Origin of the sequence: Achromobacter xylosoxidans A8 (assembly GCF_000165835.1) — a bacterium.
GTDB lineage: Bacteria > Pseudomonadota > Gammaproteobacteria > Burkholderiales > Burkholderiaceae_B > Achromobacter > Achromobacter xylosoxidans_B.
Window position 1 is genome coordinate 2,408,851 of the sequence record NC_014640.1, and the last position, 20,856, is coordinate 2,429,706.

General features: G+C 64.4%; 24 protein-coding genes and 1 tRNA gene. 21 read left to right on the forward strand and 4 right to left on the reverse strand.

What is annotated here, in order from left to right:
• Window positions 1-17 precede the first annotated feature (17 nt).
• The 5 genes from infC to ptsP all read left to right on the forward strand — a co-directional run bounded on the left by infC (window position 18) and on the right by ptsP (window position 4,310).
• Window positions 18-569, forward strand: coding sequence for a translation initiation factor IF-3 (gene infC, locus AXYL_RS11240; protein ID WP_080551054.1), 552 nt, complete (start codon window positions 18-20; stop codon window positions 567-569).
• A 154-nt stretch (window positions 570-723) separates the two neighbouring features.
• Window positions 724-1,695, forward strand: a complete 972-nt coding sequence (gene gshB, locus AXYL_RS11245) for a glutathione synthase (RefSeq protein ID WP_013392911.1) — start codon at window positions 724-726, stop codon at window positions 1,693-1,695.
• 18 nt (window positions 1,696-1,713) lie between these two features.
• A complete protein-coding gene (locus tag AXYL_RS11250) occupies window positions 1,714-2,115 on the forward strand; it encodes a PTS sugar transporter subunit IIA (RefSeq protein ID WP_013392912.1) in 402 nt (133 codons plus the stop codon).
• Window positions 2,116-2,224: 109 nt separating this feature from the next.
• Window positions 2,225-2,494 (forward strand): HPr family phosphocarrier protein, encoded by a 270-nt coding sequence (locus AXYL_RS11255; protein WP_013392913.1) that lies wholly within the window; start codon window positions 2,225-2,227, stop codon window positions 2,492-2,494.
• A 157-nt stretch (window positions 2,495-2,651) separates the two neighbouring features.
• The gene (gene ptsP / locus AXYL_RS11260; RefSeq protein ID WP_237710023.1) at window positions 2,652-4,310 is read left to right on the forward strand and encodes a phosphoenolpyruvate--protein phosphotransferase; all 1,659 of its coding nucleotides are present in this window, start codon (window positions 2,652-2,654) and stop codon (window positions 4,308-4,310) included.
• 102 nt (window positions 4,311-4,412) lie between these two features.
• Here the strand turns inward: ptsP and amt are convergent, their stop codons facing one another.
• Together amt and AXYL_RS11270 are read right to left on the reverse strand one after the other, a co-directional pair.
• A complete protein-coding gene (gene amt / locus AXYL_RS11265; RefSeq protein ID WP_013392915.1) occupies window positions 4,413-5,651 on the reverse strand; it encodes an ammonium transporter in 1,239 nt (412 codons plus the stop codon).
• A 28-nt stretch (window positions 5,652-5,679) separates the two neighbouring features.
• The gene (locus tag AXYL_RS11270) at window positions 5,680-6,018 is read right to left on the reverse strand and encodes a P-II family nitrogen regulator (protein WP_006218735.1); all 339 of its coding nucleotides are present in this window, start codon (window positions 6,016-6,018) and stop codon (window positions 5,680-5,682) included.
• Window positions 6,019-6,268: 250 nt separating this feature from the next.
• Between AXYL_RS11270 and AXYL_RS35295 the strand changes: the two genes are divergently transcribed.
• From AXYL_RS35295 to AXYL_RS11320, 10 genes are all read left to right on the forward strand, one after another.
• Complete coding sequence (locus AXYL_RS35295) at window positions 6,269-6,970, forward strand: DUF5339 family protein (protein WP_237709996.1); 702 nt, start codon at window positions 6,269-6,271, stop codon at window positions 6,968-6,970.
• Window positions 6,971-7,150: 180 nt separating this feature from the next.
• The gene (locus AXYL_RS11280) at window positions 7,151-7,402 is read left to right on the forward strand and encodes an accessory factor UbiK family protein (RefSeq protein WP_013392917.1); all 252 of its coding nucleotides are present in this window, start codon (window positions 7,151-7,153) and stop codon (window positions 7,400-7,402) included.
• Window positions 7,403-7,584: 182 nt separating this feature from the next.
• Window positions 7,585-9,114, forward strand: coding sequence for a YifB family Mg chelatase-like AAA ATPase (locus AXYL_RS11285; protein WP_013392918.1), 1,530 nt, complete (start codon window positions 7,585-7,587; stop codon window positions 9,112-9,114).
• Window positions 9,115-9,404: 290 nt separating this feature from the next.
• Entirely contained in the window at window positions 9,405-9,602 is a 198-nt protein-coding gene (gene rpmI / locus AXYL_RS11290) for a 50S ribosomal protein L35 (protein ID WP_006218740.1), read from the forward strand.
• Between the two features lie 17 nt (window positions 9,603-9,619).
• Window positions 9,620-9,979, forward strand: coding sequence for a 50S ribosomal protein L20 (rplT, locus tag AXYL_RS11295; protein WP_006218741.1), 360 nt, complete (start codon window positions 9,620-9,622; stop codon window positions 9,977-9,979).
• Between the two features lie 75 nt (window positions 9,980-10,054).
• Complete coding sequence (gene pheS, locus AXYL_RS11300) at window positions 10,055-11,077, forward strand: phenylalanine--tRNA ligase subunit alpha (protein WP_013392919.1); 1,023 nt, start codon at window positions 10,055-10,057, stop codon at window positions 11,075-11,077.
• Window positions 11,078-11,090: 13 nt separating this feature from the next.
• Complete coding sequence (gene pheT / locus AXYL_RS11305; protein ID WP_013392920.1) at window positions 11,091-13,508, forward strand: phenylalanine--tRNA ligase subunit beta; 2,418 nt, start codon at window positions 11,091-11,093, stop codon at window positions 13,506-13,508.
• A 3-nt stretch (window positions 13,509-13,511) separates the two neighbouring features.
• Window positions 13,512-13,862 carry an integration host factor subunit alpha gene (locus AXYL_RS11310; RefSeq protein WP_041653270.1) on the forward strand — a complete coding sequence of 117 codons (351 nt, stop codon included), beginning with the start codon at window positions 13,512-13,514 and terminating at the stop codon, window positions 13,860-13,862.
• Window positions 13,863-13,919: 57 nt separating this feature from the next.
• The gene (locus AXYL_RS11315; protein ID WP_013392922.1) at window positions 13,920-14,351 is read left to right on the forward strand and encodes a MerR family transcriptional regulator; all 432 of its coding nucleotides are present in this window, start codon (window positions 13,920-13,922) and stop codon (window positions 14,349-14,351) included.
• Window positions 14,352-14,571: 220 nt separating this feature from the next.
• Window positions 14,572-14,648: transfer RNA gene (locus AXYL_RS11320), tRNA-Pro, on the forward strand.
• Window positions 14,649-14,792: 144 nt separating this feature from the next.
• On the opposite strand, the gene AXYL_RS11325 is transcribed toward AXYL_RS11320, so the two are convergent.
• Entirely contained in the window at window positions 14,793-15,230 is a 438-nt protein-coding gene (locus AXYL_RS11325) for an acetyltransferase (RefSeq protein ID WP_013392923.1), read from the reverse strand.
• 90 nt (window positions 15,231-15,320) lie between these two features.
• Between AXYL_RS11325 and AXYL_RS11330 the strand changes: the two genes are divergently transcribed.
• The 5 genes from AXYL_RS11330 (at window position 15,321) to AXYL_RS11350 (ending at window position 18,760) form a co-directional block, all read left to right on the forward strand.
• Window positions 15,321-15,758, forward strand: a complete 438-nt coding sequence (locus AXYL_RS11330) for a hypothetical protein (RefSeq protein WP_013392924.1) — start codon at window positions 15,321-15,323, stop codon at window positions 15,756-15,758.
• Between the two features lie 36 nt (window positions 15,759-15,794).
• Window positions 15,795-15,983 carry a hypothetical protein gene (locus AXYL_RS11335; RefSeq protein ID WP_013392925.1) on the forward strand — a complete coding sequence of 63 codons (189 nt, stop codon included), beginning with the start codon at window positions 15,795-15,797 and terminating at the stop codon, window positions 15,981-15,983.
• A 102-nt stretch (window positions 15,984-16,085) separates the two neighbouring features.
• Window positions 16,086-16,532 (forward strand): hypothetical protein, encoded by a 447-nt coding sequence (locus AXYL_RS11340; RefSeq protein ID WP_041653276.1) that lies wholly within the window; start codon window positions 16,086-16,088, stop codon window positions 16,530-16,532.
• A gap of 160 nt (window positions 16,533-16,692) precedes the next feature.
• The gene (locus AXYL_RS34040; protein ID WP_158307664.1) at window positions 16,693-17,910 is read left to right on the forward strand and encodes a rhomboid family intramembrane serine protease; all 1,218 of its coding nucleotides are present in this window, start codon (window positions 16,693-16,695) and stop codon (window positions 17,908-17,910) included.
• A gap of 97 nt (window positions 17,911-18,007) precedes the next feature.
• On the forward strand, window positions 18,008-18,760 hold the full coding sequence (locus AXYL_RS11350; RefSeq protein ID WP_013392928.1) for an SDR family oxidoreductase: 753 nt from the start codon (window positions 18,008-18,010) through the stop codon (window positions 18,758-18,760).
• A gap of 39 nt (window positions 18,761-18,799) precedes the next feature.
• On the opposite strand, the gene AXYL_RS11355 is transcribed toward AXYL_RS11350, so the two are convergent.
• Entirely contained in the window at window positions 18,800-19,666 is an 867-nt protein-coding gene (locus tag AXYL_RS11355) for a spermidine synthase (RefSeq protein WP_013392929.1), read from the reverse strand.
• A gap of 242 nt (window positions 19,667-19,908) precedes the next feature.
• On the opposite strand from AXYL_RS11355, the gene AXYL_RS11360 reads away from it, so the two are divergent.
• A complete protein-coding gene (locus AXYL_RS11360) occupies window positions 19,909-20,841 on the forward strand; it encodes an SMP-30/gluconolactonase/LRE family protein (RefSeq protein ID WP_013392930.1) in 933 nt (310 codons plus the stop codon).
• Window positions 20,842-20,856: the final 15 nt, after the last annotated feature.

A 20,856-nucleotide genomic window follows, 5' to 3' on the forward strand; every position in this document is an offset into this window, starting at 1 on the left:
TTCTAGGAGCTTTCAACATCGCCACTGAAAAAGCCAATCGCATCAACGGTGAAATCCGCGTCCCCGAGGTGCGCCTGATAGGTCTGGACGGAGAACAGCTGGGCATCGTCAAGATCGCCGACGCGTTCCGTCTTTCCGAGCAAAGCGACGTGGATCTGGTGGAAATCGCGCCGAACGCCGAGCCGCCGGTCTGCCGTTTGATGGACTACGGCAAATTCAAGTACCAAGAGCAGAAGCGCCAAGCCGAAGCTCGTTCCAAGCAGAAGGTCATCCAGGTCAAGGAAGTCAAATTCCGTCCGGCCACCGACGAGGGCGACTACCAGGTCAAGCTGCGCAATCTGCGCCGCTTCCTCGAAGAAGGCGACAAGGCCAAGGTGACGCTGCGTTTCCGTGGCCGCGAAATGGCCCACCAGGAACTCGGTATGCGGGTGCTTGAACGTGTGCGCGACGATCTGCTGGAACTTGCCCAGGTCGAAGCCATGCCGAAGCTCGAAGGCCGTCAGATGGTCATGGTGCTGGCGCCGAAGAAAAAGGCCGTGCCTGCGGGCAAGCCTGAATCGGCTGCCTGAGCTCCTGCCGTAGCCTCTCCAGGGAGGCTACGCCGCTTTTGCAGCCCGCCGTCTGCTGTTGCGCCGGCGGGTTCGCTAATTGGGCGGCTCTGCGCTACGATGTCATAAAGCCGCCTTCCCGCGAGGGAAGGCGGCGTCCGTTCAGGGTGTCGCGATGCATGTATTGTTCGTTTTGGATCCCTTGCCGCTGCTTAAGGCGTACAAGGACAGCTCTGTCGCCATGATGCGTGCCTTGGTGGCGCGCGGCCATACGCTCAGCGTGGCCATGCAGGGCGATCTTTATATCGAGGCGGGCACGGTCAAGACCGCGGCTACCCCCATCGAACTGGTTGCGGATGCCGATCTGCATGGCCATGACTGGTGGCGCGAATCTTCCGCCCAGGATCTGCCGCTGGCGGAATTCGGCGCTGTGGTCATGCGCAAGGACCCGCCGTTCGACATGGAATACGTGTATTCCACGCATCTGCTGGAATACGCCGAGGCGCAGGGTGCCCGTGTGTTCAACACCGGCGCCGCGATCCGCAACCATCCCGAAAAGCTGGCCATCACCGAAATCAGCGAGTTCACCGCGCCCACGCTGGTGACCCGCAGCATGGCCCGCCTGAAGGCGTTCCACGACGAGCATCACGATGTCATCGTCAAGCCGCTGGACGGCATGGGCGGCACCGGCGTGTTCCGGCTGCAGCCCAAGGATCCCAACCTCAACGCCATCCTCGAAACGCTGACGGACAATGGCGCGCGCACCATCATGGCGCAGCGCTACATTCCCGACATCGTCAAGGGCGACAAGCGCATCCTGCTGATCGGCGGCGTGCCGGTGCCGTATTGCCTGGCCCGTATTCCGCTGGCCGGCGAAACTCGCGGCAATCTGGCGGCCGGCGGCCGCGGCGTGGCGCAGGAACTCTCCCCGCGCGACCGCGAGATCGCCGAGGCCGTGGCTCCCAAGCTCGCCGCCCGCGGCCTGCTGCTTGTCGGCCTGGACGTCATTGGCGATTACGTCACTGAGGTCAACGTCACCAGCCCCACCTGTTTCGTGGAAATCGCGGAGCAAACCGGTTTCGATGTCGCGGGCATGTTCGTCCAGGCGCTGGAAAAGGCCGTGGCGACCTCTGCCGCGGCAGCTTGACCCGCCGGGATTCCCGTCATGACCACAGGTATAGTCATCGTCGTGCACGCGCCCCTGGGCGCGGCGATACGCGATTGCGCCAGCCACGTCATGGGCAACCTGGACGGCATGTTGGCCATACACGACATCCAGCCTGAAGACCGCCCGGACGACCTGGCGCCGGAAGTCCTCAAGGACATTCTGGAGCAGGAGCACGGCGCAGGCGTACTGGTGCTGACCGACCTGATCGGCGCCACGCCTGCCAACATTGCCAAGCGCGCCGTCTCCGATGCCCAGGCCCAGGGCATCCAGTGCTGCGTGCTGGCCGGCTTGAACACGCCGATGCTGCTGCGGGCCCTGACCTATCGCAATCTGCCCTTGGCCGAAACCCGCGAGAAGGCGCTGGCCGGGGGGCTTCAGGGTGTCTTGCGTGTAGACTGACGGGCGGAAATTTGCCCTATTATGTCGGCTATCGATTCTGGCCGAAGGGCGGTTCGACGTTTTGCTGTGAACAACACTGCGGCGTCATGCCGCAGCCACCATATTTCCTATGCCTAATACAGACATCGTCATCAGCAATAAACTGGGCTTGCATGCCCGGGCGGCTGCCAAGCTGACGCAGCTGGCCAGCAAGTTTTCCAGCGAGATCTTTATCTCGCGCGGCGCGCAGCGCGTGAACGCCAAGAGCATCATGGGCGTCATGATGCTGGCGGCCGGGCTGGGCGTGACGGTTAAGCTGGAGGCCTCCGGCAACGACGCCGATCAGGCCCTTTCTGAAATTCAATCATTGTTCGACAGTAAATTCGGTGAGCAGGAATAGAATTTCTTCCGGATCCGCCGGCCTGAGCGCTGCTCGGGCCGGCTCGTCTACGACCCTCAATGATGCACCCAACAACGGGGCTGGCTTTGCCAGCCCCGTTGTGTGTCTGTACGGCAAAGGCGTCGCCAAGGGCTATGCGATTGGTCGCGCGGTCGTCATGGGCGCGGCGGCGCTGGAGGTCGCGCACTACCGCATTTCGCCCGAAGACGTGCCTGCGGAAAGCAGCCGGCTCACCGATGCGCTGGCTTCGGCGCAGCAGGAACTGCTGCAGCTGGCCGACACCTTGCCGGCAGATGCGCCGCGCGAGCTCGGCGCCATGCTCAACGTGCACAGCCTGCTGCTGGGCGATCCGCTACTGGCCGAACAGACCCTGGCGCTGATCGCCGAGCGTCACTACAACGCCGAATGGGCCTTGACGACGCAGGGGCAGATCCTGGGCCAGCAGTTCGACGCCATGGAAGACGAGTACCTGCGCGAGCGCGGGGCCGACGTGCGTCAGGTCATCGAACGGGTGCTGCATGTGCTGGCCGGCACCTCGGCCATCCTGCCCGACATGTCCCACATGGGCGGCGACGACGCGCTGGTGGTGGTGGCTCACGACATTTCGCCCGCCGACATGCTGCGTCTGCGCGGCGGCCGGTTCGCCGCCTTCGTGACGGACCTGGGCGGCCCCACTTCGCATACCGCCATCGTGGCGCGCAGCATGGCCGTGCCCGCCGTGGTGGCCATGGGCAATGTGCGCGAACTGGTCCGCGACGGCGACATGCTGATCATCGACGGCGCGGCCGGCGCGGTGATCGTCAACCCGTCCAACCGCATCCTCGAGGAATACCGGCGCCGCCAATCGGCCTATGCCGACGAGCGCGCCGAGTTGAGCCTGCTGCGCGACGAGCCCTCGGTCACGCTGGACGGCATCGACGTGGTGCTGCACGCCAATATCGAACTGCCGGAGGAAGCCGCGCTGGCGCTGGCGTCCGGCGCGCATGGCATCGGCTTGTTCCGCAGCGAGTTCCTCTTCATGGGACGTCCGGACTTGCCGGGCGAGGAAGAGCAGTACGAAGCCTACTCGTCGGTGGTCAGGGTGATGGCCGGCCGGCCCGTCACCATCCGCACGCTGGACATAGGCTCGGACAAGACGCTGGACGGCGAGGCCACCGTGGCCACCAATCCCGCGCTGGGGCAGCGCGCCATCCGCTATTGCCTGGCGCGCCCGGAGATGTTCGCGACGCAGCTGCGCGCCATTTTGCGGGCGTCGGCCCATGGGCCGGTACGCCTGCTGATTCCCATGATCGCCCATATGCACGAGGTGGTGGCGACCAAGGCAGCCATCGAATCCGCCCGCCGCGAGCTCGATGCGCGTGGCCAGGCCTACGCGCCCCATATGGAAGTGGGCGCGATGGTCGAGGTGCCCGCCATCGCCATCGCCATCGAACCTTTCGCGCAGGCGCTGGATTTCCTGTCCATCGGCACCAATGACCTGATCCAGTACACGCTGGCGATCGATCGCGGCGACCACGACGTGGCATCCCTGTACGATCCGTTGCATCCGGCGGTGCTGCGCCTGGTCGCACACACCATCAACGCCGGCGAGCGGGCCGGCAAACCTGTTGCGGTGTGCGGCGAGATGGCAGGGGATTCGCGCATGACCCGGCTGTTGCTGGGCCTGGGGCTGACCGAGTTCTCCATGCATCCGCAGCAATTGCTGGACGTCAAGCGCGAGGTCCGGCGCGCGCACTCCAACGCCTTGCGCGTGAAGGTGGCCAGCGCCTTGAACCGCGCCTTGCCGGTAGACCTGGATACGCTGGACCTGGCCTAGGCGGTTCGCCGCTACAAGAAAAATGGCGCCGGGGCGATACGCCCCGGCGCCATTTTTTCGTTCATGCCCGCCGCTGTCGTGCGGCGGGCATGAGACTCGCGTTTAGCTGTGGTAGGCGGATTCGCCGTGGCTGGTGACGTCCAGGCCTTCGCGCTCCTGGTCTTCCGGCACCCGCATGCCGCACAGGGCGTTGGCGATCTTGTAGGCGATCCAAGCCACTACGCCGGACCATACGATGGTCAGCAACACGCCTTCCAGCTGGACCCACAGTTGGTGGCCGATCATGCCGGGCTCGGCCAGGCCGGGTCCACCCAGGATCTGCGCGTTGAACACGCCCGTCAGCAGGGCGCCGACGATGCCGCCTACGCCGTGCACGCCGAATACGTCCAGCGCGTCATCGGCGCGCAGCAGGCGCTTCAGGCCGTTCACGCCCCAGACGCAGACGATGCCGGCGATGACACCGATGACCAGCGCGCCCACCGGACCCACCAGGCCGGCGGCCGGGGTGATACCGACCAGGCCGGCGACGGCGCCTGAAGCGGCGCCCAGCATCGAGGGCTTGCCCTTGACGGCCCACTCGGTGAACAGCCAGGACAGCACGGCGCCCGCGGTTGCGATCATCGTGTTGAAAAAGGCCAGCGTGGCATTTTCATTGGCGGCTAGCGCCGAACCGGCGTTGAACCCGAACCAGCCCACCCACAGCAGCGCCGCGCCAACGAAGGTCATGGGCAGATTGTGCGGCTGCATGGCTTCGCGGCCGTAGCCCACGCGCTTGCCCACCACATAGGCGCCCACCAAGCCAGCCACGCCGGCATTGATGTGCACCACGGTGCCGCCGGCGAAGTCCAGCGCGCCCTTGGCGTTGAGCAGGCCCGGCGCCGTTTCAGACGCGAACCAGACCATATGGGCGATCGGCACGTAGGCGAACGTGAACCAGATCACCGTGAACACCAGCACCGCCGAGAAGCGGGCGCGTTCGGCAAAGCTGCCGACGATCAGCGCGCAGGTAATGCCGGCGAAGGTGGCCTGGAACGAGGCGAACAGCAGTTCGGTCAGCGAGTTCGACATGGCGTACTTGCCGTCGGACGGGGTGAACATGCCGGAGAAGAAGGCGCGCGACAGGCCGCCGAAGAAGGCGTTGCCCTCGGTGAACGCGAGGGAATATCCATAGATGAACCAGAGCACCAGGCCCAGCACGAACGTGCACAGCACTTGCAGCAATACGGACAGCACGTTCTTGCTGCGCACCAGGCCGCCATAGAACATCGCCAGACCAGGTACGGCCATCATCAATACAAGCAGGGTAGAGACGAGCAACCAGGAAATATCCGCTTTATCCATTTTCAGGCTCCATTGAGTCTTTATTTATTTACAGCGCGGCTTCGCCGGCTTCACCCGTCCTGATGCGGATCACTTGTTCCAGCGGCGCGGCGAAGATCTTGCCGTCGCCGATCTTGCCGGTGCGGGCCGCCTGTTCGATTGCTTCGATGACCTGATCGACCAGGTGATCAGGCACCGCGGCCTCGACGCGCAGCTTGGGCAGGAAATCGACGGCGTACTCGGCGCCGCGATACAGCTCGGTATGGCCTTTCTGGCGGCCAAATCCCTTTACTTCGGTGACAGTCAGGCCCTGGACGCCGATCCCGGATAGAGCCACCCGCACTTCGTCGAGCTTGAAGGGCTTGATGATGGCGATGATGAGTTTCATGGCATTTCCTCTCATGGTTGCACGTTGGCTTCGTCTATCAAGCAAATTCCATGCCATGTCGGGGATCGCCACGCAGAGAAGGCGGGGGCGCTCAAGTTGTGCCGAGATGCACCAATCTGGTGCTTCGCGCACCGATGGACGGCTTCAAGTTGGTGCGCAGCGCCAGTCCTTGGGGCAAGCAACCAAATATGTTTTCAGCCCGATATTTGTAGCAAATTGATGCGAGTTTTATTGCGTTTTATGTTGGCATATGAATGATTTTGTCGGGCCGTCAGCGAGCCTGGCGCTCCCCGCAAAGCCATGCGGAGCGGGCCTCTGGCTCAAATTGGCGGAGGCATTGAAGCAATGCGGGAAGATGCCGGAATCGGCGAAATGGACGCAGGTTCGTGATACGAGGGTTTACACCGGCCAGCTTGTTGTCCAGGGGCGCCTGCAGAAGAATCAATATCAGTTCAAGCCTGTCCCCGAACAGGCTGTGCCGCAGGCGGAGTTCTGTATTGAAGGATCTCCCAAAAGAAAGCAGGAACGGGAAGGGGCAGTCATGAAGATCCACCGCAAGGCTTTCTACACTCTGGTCCTGGCCGCGTCGCTCGCCGCGCTGGCCGGCTGCAACAAGGAAGACAAGGCCGCCGCGCCGGCCGCCTCCGCTCCTGCGCCTGCTGCTACGACTCCTGCGGCGCCGCCTCCACCCGCGACCACACCTTCCACGGCTGCCCCCGCAGCGGGCGCTTCGGCGTCCATTCCGGCCGAGTGCGAGGCCTACATCGCCAAGGTCAATGCTTGCATGGACAAGCTGGGCAGCGGCAATCCGGCTGCCGCCGCGATCAAGGAACAGCTGGACGCAGCCAGGGCGCAATGGGGGGCGGTCAGCGACAAGACGCAGTTGGCGACGCAATGCAAGCAGTCGTCGGATACGTTCACGCAGTCGGCAAGCCAGATGGGTTGCCCGTAACGATGTTGGTAGGGGGTTGCCGCCATGGCAGCCCGGTTTTCTCCTGTGCTTTGAAGGGCGGTCACCGCATGCGGCCCGCCCTCTTTTTTTGGGGTGAGGGTGGCCCTTTTTTCGCCGCTGGCCCGGAAACCGTGCGCTGACGCACTACACTTCAGGTATCAAGAACACAGTGAGGCCGTCATGAACAATCGCACCCAGTGGATGGAAGACATCCAGAAGAATATCTCCGACCTGATCGCCCGCAGTCCGGCCGCGGATGTCGAACGCAACGTGCGCGCGATGATGACGCAGGCGTTCTCGAAGCTGGATCTTGTCACGCGCGAGGAATTCGACGTCCAATCCGATTTGCTGGCGCGCACTCGCGCCCGGGTGGATCAATTGGCTGCGCAGGTGCAGCAGCTGGAGTCGCGCCTGTCGGCACTGGACAAGTAAGCCCGCGGCGGCCGCGCCGCGGCCGGCCTGGATATTGCCCTCGAACGGCCGCGACTCCGCGGCCGTTTGCATTTTGGGCGTGGGCTTGAGGCAGGCTGGCAGGATGCTTTTGTCACGGCCGCCGCCGCGGCGGCCTCGCGTTTGCGGATACTGGCGGGTCCCGCCTTTTCTCGGAGACCGCCGTGACGCTAGCCGTTCTTGCCAGCCGGGCCCTGTGCGGCCTGGACGCCCATGCGGTGCGCGTGGAAACGCATCTGGGTCCGGGGCTGCCCAGTTTCAACGTGGTCGGCCTGCCGGACACCGAGGTGCGCGAAAGCCGCGAGCGCGTGCGCGCGGCCATTCTCAACAGTGGTTTCGAGTTTCCACCGGGCAGGATCACCGTCAATCTTTCGCCCGCCGACATCCCCAAGGAGTCCGGGCGCTTCGATCTGCCCATCGCCCTGGGGCTGCTGTTGGCCTCTGGCCAGTTGGCCGCGCCGGTCGATGCCCGCGACCCGGAATCACCCGTCCAGGAACCATCCCTGGCCGGCCTGGTGCTGGCCGGGGAGCTGTCCCTGACCGGCGCGCTGGTGCCTGTCGCGGCCCCGCTGGTCATCGCGCTGAGCGTTGCCCGGGAAGCGCCCGGCGCCACGCTCATCCTGCCCGCGGGTAGCGCCGAGGAGGCCGCCTGGGTGCCGGGCTTGCGGGCGCTGTCGGCTCGCACCCTGGCCGACGTGGCAGCGCACGCGACCGGCGCCTGCCTGCTGCCCGATGCCGTGCCCAGGCCCTGGCCGGCCACGGCACCCGGGCCGTGCCTGTCGGACGTCCGCGGGCAGCCGGGCGCGCGGCGGGCCTTGGAGGTGGCTGCGGCGGGCGGCCATAGCCTCTTGATGATAGGGCCGCCGGGGGCGGGCAAGAGCATGCTGGCTGCGCGCCTGCCGGGCTTGCTGCCGCCGCTGGCGCGCAGCCAGGCGCTGGAAGTGGCTGCGGTGGCTGCGCTGGCAGGCCTGTCGGACGTGCCGGCGGGGCAGCCGCCGTTCCGGGCGCCGCACCATTCCGCCACGGCGGCGGCCCTGGTGGGCGGGGGCAGCCGTCCGCGTCCGGGCGAGATCAGCCTGGCGCATCATGGCGTGCTGTTCCTGGATGAATTGCCGGAATTCAGCCGGCGCACGCTGGAGGCCCTGCGCGAGCCGCTGGAGACGGGCAGGGTGGTCATCGCGCGCGCCCTGCGGGCGGCGCAATTTCCCGCCCGCTTCCAGCTGGTGGCGGCCATGAACCCGTGCCCCTGCGGCTGGCGCGGGCATCCCGGGCGCGCCTGCGCCTGCACGCCGGACCAGGTGGCGCGTTACGCGGGCAAGATATCGGGCCCCTTGCTGGACCGCATCGATCTGCATGTGGCTTTGCCGCCATCCGACCCCGAGTGGATGGGCCAGCCGCCGGGGGAGGCGTCCGGCCCGGTCCGGGAGCGCGTGGCGCGCTGCCGCGAGCGCCAGTTGGCGCGCCAGGGCAAGCCCAATGCCGCGTTGGTGGGGGCGGAACTGGACGAGCATTGCCGTCTGGATAACGAGGGCCAGGCCTTGCTGCTGCAGGCAATGCGTCGTCTGGCCGGCTCGGCCCGGGCCATGCACCGGGCGCTGCGGGTGGCGCGCACGGTCGCCGACCTGGAGGGGGAGGACGCCCTCGGCGCCCGCCACATTGCCCAGGCGGTGCAGTACCGGCGGCCGGGCGTATGATTGCCGGCACCTATCCCATGTGGGCCAGGCGCACGCCATGCCGGGCGACTCGACAAAATACGGGAAATCACCATATAATCAAAGGCTTTCCTGGATCCGAGTCAGATTTGACCCCTCCAGGGGAGAAGCCGCCGGGCAGCAATGCTGGCGGGAAGTACCCAGGAAGTACCCCCCAGAAGTGGCAACAGGTCCCCAAGTTTTGCCGCCATGGAAGGCTACATCGGCCCTTCATGCGTCAAGCACCTGGCGTCATGTAAATCAACAATGAGTGTTTAGTTTAGGGAATCAACATGCCCAAGATGAAAACCAAGAAAAGCGCCTCCAAGCGCTTTAAGGTTCGCGGCAGCGGCTCCATCAAGCGTGGTCAGGCGTTCAAGCGTCACATCCTGACCAAGAAGACCACCAAGGCCAAGCGTCAACTGCGCGGCTCGACGGCGGTTCATGAATCCAACGTGGCCTCCGTCAAGGCCATGATGCCTTTCGCTTGATCTAAGGGAGATCTACTATGCCTCGCGTCAAACGCGGCGTAACTGCCCGCGCACGTCACAAGAAAGTCATTGCCGCCGCCAAGGGTTACCGTGGCCGCCGCGGTAATGTGTTCCGTATTGCCAAGCAAGCAGTCATGCGCGCTGGCCAATACGCCTACCGCGACCGTCGTAACAAGAAGCGCACGTTCCGTGCTCTGTGGATCACGCGTATCAACGCCGCCGTCCGCGAACATGGCGTCAGCTACAGCGTGTTCATCGCTGGCCTGAAGAAGGCTTCGATCGAACTCGACCGCAAGGTTCTGGCCGACCTGGCCGTGCGCGACAAGGCCGGCTTTGCCGCCATCGTGCAGCAAGCCAAGGCTGCCTTGGCTGCCTGATCGCGCTTTAACTCATCGCGCATCGCTGCAAACGGGGCTGTAATGGCCCCGTTTGCGTTTTGAAGGCTGGATTTCATGACTCAAACGGTTGACGACCTGGTCTCCCAGGCGCAAGAACGCTTCGCCGCCGCCACGGATGCTGCTGCGCTGGAAAATGCAAAGGCTCGGTTCCTGGGCAAGGAAGGCGCACTGACGGTGCTGCTCAAAGCCCTAGGCAAGCTCGAACCCGAGCAGAAGCGCGAGATGGGCGCCCGGATCAATCAGGCCAAGCAAAAGGTCGAAGAGCTTCTGAACCTGCGCCGCGCCGCGCTGGCACAGGCCGAACTGGACGCCCGCCTGGCATCCGAAACCATTGACGTCACCCTCCCGGGCCGCGGCCGCGCGCCGGGCGGCATCCATCCGGTGATCCGGACCTGGGAACGCGTGGAAGAGATTTTCCGTTCCATAGGCTTCGACGTGGCCGACGGCCCCGAAGTGGAAAACGACTGGACCAATTTCACCGCTTTGAACAGCCCGCTGGACCATCCCGCGCGTTCCATGCACGACACGTTCTACGTCGACATGAACGATGCCGACGGTCAGCCGCTGTTGCTGCGCACGCACACCAGCCCCATGCAGGTGCGTTACGCCCGCATGCACAAGCCGCCCATCAAGGTCATCGCGCCTGGGCGCACCTACCGCGTCGACAGCGACGCCACGCACTCGCCCATGTTCCACCAAGTGGAAGGGCTCTGGATTGCCGAGGACATCTCGTTCGCCGACCTGAAGGGCGTGTACACCGATTTCCTGCGCTGCTTCTTTGAAACCGACGACCTGGCCGTGCGTTTCCGCCCGTCGTTCTTCCCGTTCACGGAACCGTCCGCCGAAATCGACATGATGTTCACCTCGGGTCCGAACCGCGGCCGCTGGCTGGAGATCTCCGGCTCGGGCCAGGTGCACCCGCAAGTGGTGCGCAACTTCGGCCTCGATCCCGAGCGCTACATCGGCTTCGCCTTCGGTTCCGGGCTCGAGCGCCTGACCATGTTGCGCTACGGCGTCAACGATCTGCGCCAGTTCTACGAAGGCGATTTGCGCTTCCTGCGCCAGTTCAACGAATAACAGACGGCTGATCATGCAATTTCCCGAATCCTGGCTGCGTACGCTGGTCAACCCCGCGATCGCCACCGATGAACTCGCGCACCGGCTCACCATGGCCGGCCTGGAAGTCGAAGACACCGTGCCTGCCGCGCCCGCCTTCAGCGGCGTGGTCGTGGGCCACATCGTCGAAATCGCGCCGCACCCGGACGCCGACAAGCTGCGCGTCTGCAAGGTGGATGATGGCTCCGGCGAGCTGCTGCAGATCGTGTGCGGCGCGCCCAACGCTGCCGCCGGCCTGACGGTGCCGCTCGCGCGCGTCGGCGCCGAGCTGCCTGGCGGCATGAAGATCGGCGTGGCCAAGATGCGCGGCGTGCAATCGTCGGGCATGTTGTGCTCGGCCCGCGAACTGGGCCTGTCGCAGGATCACGCCGGCTTGCTGGAACTGCCCGCCGGCATGACGCCCGGCCAGTCGATCCGCGAAGTGCTGGACCTGGACGACACGCTCTTCACCCTGAAGATGACGCCCAACCGCGCCGACTGCCTGTCCATCCTGGGCGTGGCGCGCGAAGTGGCTGCCCTGACCGGCGCTCCGCTGTCCGTGCCGACGGCCGTTGCCGTGCCCGTCACGCTGGACGAGCGCCTGCCGGTCAAGGTCGAAGCGCCCGATCTGTGCGGCCGTTTCGGCGGCCGCGTGATTCGCGGCGTCAACGCTCGCGCCGCGACGCCCGAGTGGATGAAGACGCGTCTGGAGCGCGCCGGCCAACGCTCGGTATCGGCGCTGGTGGACATCTCCAACTACGTCATGCTCGAACTGGGCCGTCCGTCGCACGTGTTCGACCTGGACAAAATCCGCGGCGATCTCAGCGTGCGTTGGGCCCGCGAAGGCGAAACGCTCGAGCTGCTGAACGGCCAGACCGTCACGCTGGATTCCACGGTAGGCGTGGTGGTTGCGGGCGATCAGGTGGAAAGCCTGGCCGGCATCATGGGCGGCGAAGCGACCGCAGTCACGCTCGACACCCGCAACATCTATCTGGAAGCCGCATTCTGGTGGCCGCAGTCGCTCGCCGGCCGCGCGCGCCGCTACAAGTTCAGCTCGGAAGCCAGCCACCGCGGCGAGCGTGGCGTGGACTTCGCCACCATTCCCGAGCACATCGAATTCATCACGCGCCTGATCGTCGACATCTGCGGCGGCGAAGCCGGTCCGCTGGACGACCAGATCGTCAACTTGCCCAAGCGCGAACCCGTGCGCATGCGCCTGCCGCGCTGCCATCGCGTGCTGGGCGTGCCGGTCACTCAGGCCGAGGTCGCCAAGATCTTCGGCAGCCTGGGCCTGGACTTCAGGATCGAAGGCGATGACTTCATCGTCACGCCGCCTTCCTATCGCTTCGACCTGGAGCTTGAAGAAGACCTGATCGAAGAAGTGGCCCGCATCTACGGTTTCGAGAACATTCCCGTGGAGCCGCCCATGGCGCGCGCCAAGATGTTCTCGCAGCCGGAAATCCGCCGCGGCGCGCATGCGCTGCGCCGCCTGGCCGCTGCGCAGGACTACCAGGAAGTCGTGAACTACAGCTTCGTCGAAGCCGAGTGGGAACGCGACTACGCCGGCAACGAAACGCCCGTGCGTCTGGTCAACCCCATCGCCAGCCATTTGTCGGTGATGCGCTCCAGCCTGATCGCCAGCCTCGTCGCCAATATCCGTCACAACGCCAATCGCAAGCAGACGCGCGTGCGCCTGTTCGAATTGGGCCGCGTGTTCACGCGCGATGCGTCTGTTCAGGACGGTCCGCTGGAAGTGGCGGGCGTGCGCCAGCCCATGAAACTGGCGGGCGCGGCCTGGGGGCCGGCCGTGGAAGAGCAGTGGGGCGTGGCGACGCGCCAGGTGGACTTCTACGACGTGAAGATGGATGTCGAGGCGCTGTTCGGCGCGCGCGGCAGCCGTCTGCGTTTCGAGGCCGCGACGCATCCCGCACTGCATCCGGGCCGCGGCGCGCGCATCGAACTGGACGGCAAGCACGTAGGCTGGGTCGGTGAACTGCATCCGCGTTGGGCCCAGCAAGCCGACCTGGCGCATGCGCCGGTCGTGTTCGAACTGGACGCCGCAGCCTTGTCCGAAGGCGAACTGCCCCAAGTGCGCGAGCTCTCGCGCCAGCCCGTGGTGGTGCGCGACCTGGCGCTGTGGGTCGATGCCGACGTGTCTGCACAGTCGATGCTCGACACCGTCTTCGCGACCGTCAAGGCAGATCCTCAACTGGCCGTGGTGCAGGACGCGCGCCTGTTCGACGTGTGGCGCGAGAAGTCCCAAGGCAGCGAGCCCGTCACCGAGAAAAGCCTTGCTTTCCGATTCTGGCTACAGGACACTGAGGTCACTCTGGACGAAGCCCGCGTGGCCGATTGCCTGGCCCGCATCAAGGAAGCCTTGGTGGCTGCGCATGGCGCTCGCCAACGCGCATGAACCATGGGGAACAGTATGCTTGCTGCCGAGCCGCGCACGTTGACCAAGGCTGAACTGGCCGAACTGCTCTTCGAGCGGGTCGGCCTGAACAAGCGCGAAGCCAAGGACATCGTCGATACCTTCTTCGAGGAAATCCGCGACGCCCTGGCGCGCGGTGATTCCGTCAAGCTCTCCGGTTTTGGCAATTTCCAGGTGCGCGACAAACCGCCGCGCCCTGGCCGCAATCCCAAGACCGGCGAGACCATACCCATCGCCGCGCGCCGCGTGGTTACCTTCCATGCGAGCCAGAAGCTCAAGAGCGTGGTGGAGCAGGCAACGCCCGCAGCACCCGAAGCATCCGACGCCGAGGAGTGATACGCTTTGTCGGCAATTGTTATCGGCACCTGACGCATCGCGGCATAAAATCCCCTTATGACACGTACCGAATCCACCGTTACCTTACCGCCCATTCCCGCCAAGCGTTACTTCACCATCGGTGAAGTCAGCGACCTGTGTGGCGTCAAGCCCCATGTCTTGCGGTATTGGGAACAGGAATTCACGCAGCTCAAGCCGGTGAAGCGGCGCGGCAACCGCCGCTACTACCAGCATCACGAAGTGCTGCTGATCCGCCGCATCCGTTCCCTGCTGTATGAGCAAGGCTTTACGATCAGCGGCGCGCGCAATCGCCTGGGCGATGCGCGCGACGTGCCGCACGATCAGGACGCTGCAGTGCGCCTGTCGGGCGCGGAAATGCAAGCCTTGCGCAACGAGCTGGGCAACGTCTCGACGATGCTGGCCGAAGCCTTGGGCACGGCTGCAAACGTTGCCGGCGCAAGCGCCGGCAACGCAAGCCCTGCGGCTTGAACGCGGCGCATCGTCATTCCCCGCATTGTTTGAACGCAGTACCTGCAACGCGCGGCGTAAGCCGCGCGTTGCATTGAGCAGTACCTCGCGCCGCGCGCATCGATGCGCATGCGGTTGATGCAATCGATGAACGCAGCGCGAAAATTTTTTTGAGTATTCAGCACTTTTTCTGCACGAATGCGTGCAAACAAAATTTTGTTCTGCTATACTCTTTTTCTTTCGGGGCGTAGCGCAGCCTGGTAGCGCACTTGCATGGGGTGCAAGGGGTCGCGAGTTCGAATCCCGCCGTCCCGACCAGTAGTTCCAAAGGCCGTCAGTGAGAAATCACTGACGGCCTTTTCATTTTTGCTTGCCTGTTTTTCGATGAGCATGGCGCTAGTGCGTTGCATGTGCGCGGACAAAATAAAAAGCCACCTGAAAAGGTGGCTTTGCTGCTTTTATTCAGCTTCGATATTCCAGATGGATCAGCGGGTACGGCCTGCCTTGATCGTCTAGCGGCGAACGTCCCGTGCGCTTGAAGCCTATCTTTTCATAGAAGCCTACCGCCTGGCCATTTTGCTCATTGACGTCCGTGGTCATATTGGGATGGAGCGAGAGGCCGTGCCGCACCAGCGCGGCGCCTATGCCGGTTCCGCGGCAGGCGGAATCGACGAACAGCGCCTGCATGCGCCCGTTGTCGATCAGCATGAACGCCTGCGGATAGTCGTTGGCATCGACAGCCAGCCAGAGCGGCACTTGGGGGAGAAAACCGCACACCATCTCGTCGATGGCCTGGCGATCCTCGGGCGATAGAAAGCCGTGCGTGGCGTCCACCGCGTTGCGCCAGATTTCGACTACGCGTGCGCCTTCGTCGGGGCGGGAGGTTCTTATCTTCATCATCGGCGCAGCGTATTGGATTTCCTTTTGCGGCGTCAAATGGGGGCGCGCGAATGGGTACACTGGGACGCCGCTTTCTGACTAGGAGTGAAAATGGCGCGAGAGAATGCCGTGAAGAACCATGCGCGTCGCCGCCTGCCCGACGGCCGCCGCTTTTGGTTCATCAGCCTGCTAGGCATTATTGTGGCCACCAGCCCGGACATCCTGAACGCACTGCGCGGGCAATTCGAAGCGGCGCAACGGTTGGTGATACCGGCGCTGCTGCTGTATTGGCTGTATCGGGGCAGTGAATGGGCGCGCTGGATTCTGATGGTCATGCTGCTCGGCATAGGGGCAATGAATCTCTATCTGGTGACAAGCTTGCTCAAGTATTCCGTCAACCTGTGGCTGCATGCCTTTGTGGCCAGCGCTGCGATGGTTATGACCGGGCTCTATCTGGCATTGGCGAAGAAAGACTTCGCGCGCTATTGCAGCCATGTGACTGTGCGAAACGCCTGCAAGGCTGCGGCGCGGCAGGCGGAACCTCGTTGAACGTCAGATTGGATACTTGAGGCGGGAGGCGCACCGGTGCTGTACGTAGTCGTGTGGAGCGTGTTGGCGGTAGCTGCGTTCGCAAGCAGCCTGTTCGTTTTGTGGACGCGGCCGTTCCAGTTCAAGGACCAGGGCGCCGGGCCAGACTATCGGCCGTCCGCCGGTGTCGCGGGGGCCTTGATGACGATCGCCATTCTTGCGTTGGTGATTGCGCTGACGGTATGACGACGAACGGCACCACACCCGGATGGTATAAGTGCACGGTAGCGCACTGACGGAGCGCTTGGCGATCACTGATAACTCCAGGCGGCCTGTGGAATGAAAGTCATGAGAACACTTGCGGTGCTCCTATTGCTGACGCTACAGGCGATCGGGGCTGTCGCTGAAACGCAGGCAGAGGCGTCGACCACGCGCGTGGTACAGGGCGGCCGCTGGACCGAAGGCGCGGCCACGGGCGCGTACCGGATCGTCATGGAAGAGGTAGGGTTCGAGCACGTCAGCTGCCGCGTCCGGATTCAATGGGTCGCTTCCACGGCCGCTGGCCGTCCCGCCAAGCTCGTTGCGGAACAGGCCTTCGCGGAACTCTCGACCACCTTCTGGAGTTGCGGGCAGGGCAAGCAGAGCGTGGTTGTTGCCGGCAATGTGCTGACAGTGCAGGCCACGCACGCGTATTCCGGTGAGCCATGCACATTCACGGCCAAGCTCGGCAAGCCGGGCCAGTATCAATACGCAGGGTGCGGCAACGAGGAATCGGCGCCGAAGACCGGTGGCTGAAACGCTCGCTGCACCGAGGCATCGCGCGCGCACGTCGGGGTTCTGCAGGCTGGCGCGCGGCTTGGGTAAGATAAAGCCCACTCTTTGACATGCCTACCTGATGCCTCCATTCCAACGCACGTCCCTGCTCAAAAGAATATGCGCCAGCAAGATCACGCTGTTGCTGATCGCCTGCAATGTCGCGGTGTACTGCGCGGCGGGATTCCTGGACACGCGAGCGTTCGAAAGTCTGAGCCAAACCTCGTTCCTGATCGACTGGGGCGGAAACGTGCCAGCGTTGACCTTGTCCGGCGAGTACTGGCGCCTGTTCACCAGCATGTTCCTGCATGTCGGCTTCCTGCATCTGGCAATCAACATGCTGGCGCTGTGGTCGCTGGGAGTCATTCTCGAGGCGCGCATGCGTTCCTGGGTCTTCCTGGGCGTGTATCTGCTGTCGGGCCTGTGCGGCAGCCTGGTCACGGCGCTATGGCATCGCGACGAGTTTTTCCTGAGCTGCGGGGCTTCCGGCGCGATCCTGGGCATTTTCGGGGCGGCCATCGTCTACGGCCTGCATGACCGGCGCATGGGCCGGCCGCACATCCCGCCGGGCAATCTGCTGTTCAGCCTGGTGCTGACCTTCGGCGCGGGCTTTGCGTTCGACGTCGACAATGCGGCGCACCTGGGTGGCCTGCTTGCAGGGGCGCTGCTCGCGGGCGTCGCGCTGTGCGCCGAACGCTTGCGGCCCATGGCGGCAGCGGCGGTATTGGCGGGCACCGGCGTGATCAGCGCCGCGGCATTGGCCTTGGTAACGCTTGATAACCATGATCGCGAGATGCAGCAGCAGATCGCCGCTGCGCGCTTTGAGCGTACGCTGGGGAAGATGGGATTGCTGCAGCCGGCCGCAACGCCCGCGAGCGCGCTGATTCTCGATGAGTGCGTCGACCGCGCACTGTTCGAGGCTGCACAGGGCGGAGCCGCCGCGCCCGATCTGCGCCGCTGCATAAAGTCTGGCGACCGCGAGCAGGCCCTGCTGGCGCGGTTCATGCCGCAGTGGTTTCAAGATTGCCTGGCGCAAACCGTCGAGTTGCAACAGCTGTACCCGGATGCGGCTGCGCGCAAGGCATTGGCCGGGGCAGAGCAGTATTGCGCGATGCAGACCCGGATCTATGCCGCCATCTTTCAGGAACAGCCGGTCGAACTCGAGGTGGAGAAGGCCGTGCAGACGCGCCTCTTGATGAAATTCCTGGTGGATGGGGGCAGGAAGTTCCGGACCGAGTCAGCGCCATTGCAGGCACAGGCTGACGCCATGCAGGGGATCCTCCGGCGGCCGGGTGAACTGGCGTCGGCAATCATCAGCCGGTCTGGATGCCCCTACTGGAGTTGCGCACGGTCGCGCTAGCGATCGGGCGAGCCGCAGCAGGCAGCAATAAACGGGAGGACAAGGCGCGCCCGCGCTCGTAGCATGCAGGCATCATTCATGTCTGGAGCTGGCGCCGATGTCTATATCTCTTGCTGGAAAAGTGGCTTTGGTGACGGGGGCGTCCTCGGGCATCGGGCGCGCGGTGGCGTTGCGCCTGGCAGCCGAGGGCGCGGCGCTGGTGCTGACCGCGCGACGTCGCGACCTGCTGGAACAAGTGGCGGACGAGATCGGAAGCGCCGGCGGCCGGGCCTGCGTTGCGCCCGGAGACGTCGCGCTGCCTGAAACCCACAGACTAGCGGTGCAAGCTGCGCAACGCGAATTCGGCGGCCTGGATATCGCGGTAAACAATGCCGGCACCATCGGCCCTGTCAAGCCGCTGGCGGAAGTCGCCCTGGACGAGTGGGAGTGCACGTTGAGCGTCAATCTCACCGCGGCATTCCTGGGCGCGCGCCACCAGATCCCGGCCATGCTGGAGCGGGGTGGCGGCGCGCTGGTCTTCGTGTCCAGCTTTGTGGGGACTAGCGTGGGCTTGCCCGGGATGGCAGCATACGGGACGTCGAAAGCCGCGCTGATGGGATTGGTCAAGGGCATCACGGCAGACTACGGCGCACAAGGCATCCGGGCCAATGCGCTGTTGCCCGGCGGTGTGGACACGGAAATGGCCGGAAACCAGGAACAGAAAGACTGGGCTGCCAAGCTGCATGCCATGAAACGTATTGCGCGCGCTGATGAAATTGCTTCGGCTGCGCTGTTTCTGGCGAGTCCGATGGCAAGCTTCGTGACGGGATCCGCGCTTTACGCGGACGGCGGCAATTCGGCGGTGAAGTGAGCGCGCGGCCGACAGGCCGCGCCCCGGCGTCGGGTCCACTCAATCGCGCAGGACCGGCGCGTCGTCCGCAATATCTTCCCGACGCGAGAACAGGCCCAAGGCTTCCTTGAGATCGACGCCCAAAGGCCCGAGGCTGGCGTCCAACGCCGCGGCATTGCGCGCCAGTTCATCACGGCCGGGCAGCTCGCCATTGACCGCCATGATGACGCGATTGCCCGTCTGCAGATTGAAGAATGCTCCAAACACCGCCGCGTAGGTCGCCGACTCGCGCGCGTAAAGCTGGCTCTCGGTGAAGGTGTTGGCCACCGCCACGCCGCCCGGCGCGAGGATGCCGCGCACGTGTTGCAGGAACTCCAGCGTCATCAGGTGTTCGGGGATGTAGTCGACGTCGAAGGCATCCAGCATCACCATGTCGTACTGCAGACCTTCGCGATGGGCGCGTTCGATGTAGGCGCGGCCATCTTCCAGGTAGAGGCGCTGCCTGGGGCCCTGCTGGTAGCCGAAGTAGCGCGCCGCAACCTTGCCTACCGCCGGATCGATTTCCACGGTATCGATGACGGTATCGGGCAGCAGCGCGGCCAAGGTCTTTTGCAGCGTGGCGCCGCCCAATCCGACGATCAGTATGTTCCGCGGCTTGGGATTGATGTAGAGCGCGGTCATCATCATGCGCGTGTAGGAAAACACCAACTGCCCGGGATGCTCCAGGCTCATGCAGGTCTGGCGGCCGACGTCGTGCATGGAGTTGAAGTTCATGCAGCGCTCGCCGTTTTCCTCGAACACGAGCAGTTTGCCGAACTGCGAATCTTCGCTATGAATCAGTTGCGGGCCGCCGTTGCCACGTAGCAGCAGCAATGCCGAACCGGCAATGAGGAGTACGAGAACGGTGCGGATAGCAAGACGGAGCATGGAGCGGCAGCGGCAAGAGGGGACGCATCATCTTATCGTGCCTCTGAGCGGTCGCGCGGCTGCTCGACGTATGCGCGGGCCCGCAAGACCCATTAGTTCCTTGGGGACGGGAAAAATCAACTATCGTTTTTTTTGAAAATTTCGTTCGATATATTTCATTTCCTTAAATGCTCGGCTCTCCTTAGAATTTTGCTCGAAACGGGACGCATAGATTCCCGTCCAGAAAATCAGAGGAGACCCGCATGTTCTACGATCCCGTTCCCAGGATTCAGGCCAAGGTCCACGCCCGGCTGCCCGACGAGCTGAAGTGGCAAGGCCAGGACCTGAACGAGTGGGTCGCCGGCCAGCCGCAGGGCAATCCGCCGCGCTCGCTGCTGGAAGGGCCGTCCTTCGGGCCGGACGGTTTGCTGTATTGCGTGGACGTCATCAACGGCCGCGTCCTGCGCGTCGATGCGCGCGGCGAATTCGAGCCGCTGGTGCAATACGACGGCTGGCCCAACGGCCTCAAGTTCCACCGCGACGGCCGCATCTTCATCGCCGACTACAAGCACGGCATCATGCAGTTCGACCTCGAGCGCCGCGAGGTGCGTCCGGTGCTGGAGCGCTACAACATCGAGCGCTTCAAGGGCGTCAACGACCTGTTCTTCTCGGAGGCGGGAGATCTCTATTTCACCGACCAGGGCATGACCGGCTGGCAGGATCCGACCGGGCGCCTGTTCCGTTTGCGGCCGGACGGGCAGCTGGATTGCCTGCTCGACTGCATACCCAGCCCCAACGGCCTGGTCATGGATCTGCACGAGCACGCGCTGTATGTCGCGGCGACGCGGGCCAATGCCATCTGGAAGGTGCCGCTGTTGCGCAACGGCCAGGTCGGCAAGGTCGGCACCTTCATCCAGATGTCGGGCGGCGGCGGGCCGGACGGCCTGGCGCTGGATGCGCAGGGCGGCCTGTGCATCGCCCACGTGGGGCTGGGCACCGTCTGGTGCATGGATGCGCTGGGCCAGCCGGCTCTACGCATCCAGTCTCCCGAGGGGCTGCACACCACCAACCTGGCCTTCGGCGGACCCGCGGGCCGCACGCTCTACATCACCGAGTCCAGTTCGGCCAGCATCCTGCGCGTCGACCTCGACGTGGCGGGCAAGCCCATGTATCTGCCGGCGCCGCAGGCCCTCTGAGTAAGACATTCTCCA

Bases quoted from the DNA above. Each gene is read 5' to 3' on its own strand.
- gshB (WP_013392911.1), top strand. From the start codon at position 724: ATGCATGTATTGTTCGTTTTGGATCCCTTGCCGCTGCTTAAGGCGTAC.
- AXYL_RS11315 (WP_013392922.1), top strand. From the start codon at position 13,920: ATGACACGTACCGAATCCACCGTTACCTTACCGCCCATTCCCGCCAAG.
- AXYL_RS35295 (WP_237709996.1), top strand. From the start codon at position 6,269: ATGAATGATTTTGTCGGGCCGTCAGCGAGCCTGGCGCTCCCCGCAAAG.
- AXYL_RS11340 (WP_041653276.1), top strand. From the start codon at position 16,086: ATGAGAACACTTGCGGTGCTCCTATTGCTGACGCTACAGGCGATCGGG.
- ptsP (WP_237710023.1), top strand. From the start codon at position 2,652: ATGGGCGCGGCGGCGCTGGAGGTCGCGCACTACCGCATTTCGCCCGAA.
- pheS (WP_013392919.1), top strand. From the start codon at position 10,055: ATGACTCAAACGGTTGACGACCTGGTCTCCCAGGCGCAAGAACGCTTC.
- AXYL_RS11280 (WP_013392917.1), top strand. From the start codon at position 7,151: ATGAACAATCGCACCCAGTGGATGGAAGACATCCAGAAGAATATCTCC.
- amt (WP_013392915.1), bottom strand. From the start codon at position 5,651: ATGGATAAAGCGGATATTTCCTGGTTGCTCGTCTCTACCCTGCTTGTA.
- AXYL_RS11310 (WP_041653270.1), top strand. From the start codon at position 13,512: ATGGGGAACAGTATGCTTGCTGCCGAGCCGCGCACGTTGACCAAGGCT.
- AXYL_RS11355 (WP_013392929.1), bottom strand. From the start codon at position 19,666: ATGCTCCGTCTTGCTATCCGCACCGTTCTCGTACTCCTCATTGCCGGT.
- pheT (WP_013392920.1), top strand. From the start codon at position 11,091: ATGCAATTTCCCGAATCCTGGCTGCGTACGCTGGTCAACCCCGCGATC.
- rpmI (WP_006218740.1), top strand. From the start codon at position 9,405: ATGCCCAAGATGAAAACCAAGAAAAGCGCCTCCAAGCGCTTTAAGGTT.
- AXYL_RS11350 (WP_013392928.1), top strand. From the start codon at position 18,008: ATGTCTATATCTCTTGCTGGAAAAGTGGCTTTGGTGACGGGGGCGTCC.
- rplT (WP_006218741.1), top strand. From the start codon at position 9,620: ATGCCTCGCGTCAAACGCGGCGTAACTGCCCGCGCACGTCACAAGAAA.
- AXYL_RS11325 (WP_013392923.1), bottom strand. From the start codon at position 15,230: ATGATGAAGATAAGAACCTCCCGCCCCGACGAAGGCGCACGCGTAGTC.
- AXYL_RS11330 (WP_013392924.1), top strand. From the start codon at position 15,321: ATGGCGCGAGAGAATGCCGTGAAGAACCATGCGCGTCGCCGCCTGCCC.
- AXYL_RS11360 (WP_013392930.1), top strand. From the start codon at position 19,909: ATGTTCTACGATCCCGTTCCCAGGATTCAGGCCAAGGTCCACGCCCGG.
- AXYL_RS11255 (WP_013392913.1), top strand. From the start codon at position 2,225: ATGCCTAATACAGACATCGTCATCAGCAATAAACTGGGCTTGCATGCC.
- AXYL_RS11250 (WP_013392912.1), top strand. From the start codon at position 1,714: ATGACCACAGGTATAGTCATCGTCGTGCACGCGCCCCTGGGCGCGGCG.
- AXYL_RS11270 (WP_006218735.1), bottom strand. From the start codon at position 6,018: ATGAAACTCATCATCGCCATCATCAAGCCCTTCAAGCTCGACGAAGTG.